This window comes from Thiofilum flexile DSM 14609 (genome assembly GCF_000380185.1).
Taxonomy (GTDB): Bacteria; Pseudomonadota; Gammaproteobacteria; order Thiotrichales; family Thiotrichaceae; genus Thiofilum; species Thiofilum flexile.
In genome coordinates, this window is sequence record NZ_KB904805.1 from 1 (window position 1) to 2,095 (window position 2,095).

General features: G+C 39.2%; 2 protein-coding genes. Both read right to left on the bottom strand.

The annotated features are described in order from the left end of the window. Positions 1-708: hypothetical protein (locus A3IK_RS19780; RefSeq protein WP_162596675.1), on the bottom strand; the 708-nt coding region annotated here is incomplete at its 3' end. A gap of 107 nt (positions 709-815) precedes the next feature. Further along, the gene (locus tag A3IK_RS0115905) at positions 816-1,949 is read right to left on the bottom strand and encodes a hypothetical protein (RefSeq protein WP_020560967.1); all 1,134 of its coding nucleotides are present in this window, start codon (positions 1,947-1,949) and stop codon (positions 816-818) included. Positions 1,950-2,095 lie beyond the last annotated feature (146 nt).

Below are 2,095 nucleotides of genomic sequence, written 5' to 3' on the forward strand. Positions count from 1 at the left end.
CATCAGGCGTTGAATATTAGTACCAGGACTGGGACAATTAGATTGTTGTAAATAAGTTTTACCCATTTGATATTGTTGTTTAGTGGGGTTATAAGACCAGTTAATAAGCACTGCACCACACCCTAATTTAGAGCTAGGGTTAAATCTCATTACATGATGTAATGTACTAAGAGGTTTATAAATGCTTCTTTTTAGATCAGCCTTATAAGAATAAATAGAACTATCACTTTCCATTATGACTCGAAATAGCCCTTTCTCAGTTTTTTGTAGAATCCAATTATGACTAGTTCCTCCATCAATATAGGGTTGGCTTTTCACACACCCCACAGTTGGGGTGGCTATATACCACTCCTGTGTTTTACGGTTATTATCTAAATCAAATTCTATCCCCACAAAAGGGCAACTTTGTAACTGTTTAAAGGCTGTTGGAGTATAAAACACAGTATATGCGGTCTTAAAGGGGTTGGGTGTGCTAGGAGAAAATAAAGCTTTTTTAAGTGCTTCAGGTAAAGGATTTTTCACACTCACCTGGTCTATTGTGTGCTCTTGATTGTCAGAAAGTGTAACACTTGAGTCTAATATTTTTCCATTAGGAGCGTATTGAGTCAAAAAATCTAAAGCGGCTGCCTTAAATATAGAAATCTCGTTACTATCATTGGCTTGTATGGGGTAAGTGCATCCTAGTAGCACTATTAACCCACCACTCACTATCCATCGTTTAATCATATGATACTCCTTTACAATATCTATATTTAATCACGTTAGTATTCTATCAGAGAGTAGCTTGCCATTCTCTGATAGAATCAGGGTTTTATCTAGCGGTTATGAACTTTTGCTGCCTTTTCTGCTACTAGCTGATCCATTATCTTTTGATAGTTACCGATATACCCAGGTTTTTTAGCTAAATTCTGCAACCTTGTGAGATTGACATCATAATAGTTATTTTTCCCTGCCACAGGTATAGTTCGGGCATCAACAATATTACCTTGATTGGGTGCTATTTGGCTCAAAGGTGCATAAGAATATCCAGAGTTTGCCTGAAACCCAGTAATATAGATATTGCGCCCACCCCCAATTCTTAAGGGTAAGAGCTTAATAGATCGATTAGTGGTATTCCCCTCAATTTTACCACTGAGCATACCATTGATAGATAAAGCATGCTCCCCACCAATTTGAACGGTATTATTGGTAATATGTAAGTTGGTAAAAGCTCCATCCGTTGCAAAGATACCTTGAAGAGCACCTGCTGAGTTAATAGTAACATTATCAATAGTCACCCCATTACTAATGGCTCCCGCAAAACGATCCCCTTTACTCTGATTAGGAATGATCTGCATTCCATCTCGATGAGCTACACCATCAAAGCGATTTACGAATTTGCTAAGCTGTATCACCGTATTAGTCCTATTTACTCTATTGACTATATTATTAAAATCCTGAGCAAACTGAGAGGTAAGAGCGGTATCATTAACGGCATTTGCTCCCGCCCAATCACGAATCGTTACACCATCTGCTTGAACCTGCATCAAATCCCCAATGAAAAAAGCATTATTCGGGGTTGGTACTGTTGCCGCATCTCGTACTAAGTAACGAGGTGAACCTATTCGTGGTACAACCACCCCTTGAGCATTGACTATACTCTTTATAGCTAAATAAGCGCCTTTATTAGGATCAGTATCTGGCATATTATCAGGATTATAGGCATGGTCTAATAGCCAAAGCATGATTTCCTTATGAGGTGTATCTTGGGCTTTATTGGGATCCGCATTCTTCTTCACATACCCATTATAAGCATCCGCATAATTTTTAGCGGTCTTGTTAATGAAATTATCATCTGGTACCGCTGTTGTTGCTGGTTTCGCCACACGTCGAGTCTGTGGTGCGCTATTATTGCCTGTATTGGCACGATTATCGGGTCTAGTCGGAACATGAGCAGTCATACCTGCCATAATAAATCCCCTTCAGTTATTTGTTTATTGTGTCTATTCAAAGTTAATGTGGTGAGGTAAGTTGCACCTACACTCATAAGGCGGCCTCATCAATAATTAGCGTATATTCGCCCTCTAGTACTCCGCCCATTTGAATACGCCCTCCT

What these genes read in the sequence shown, in the direction of transcription:
- A3IK_RS0115905 (WP_020560967.1), bottom strand. Translation starts at nt 1,949, where the DNA reads ATGGCAGGTATGACTGCTCATGTTCCGACTAGACCCGATAATCGTGCC.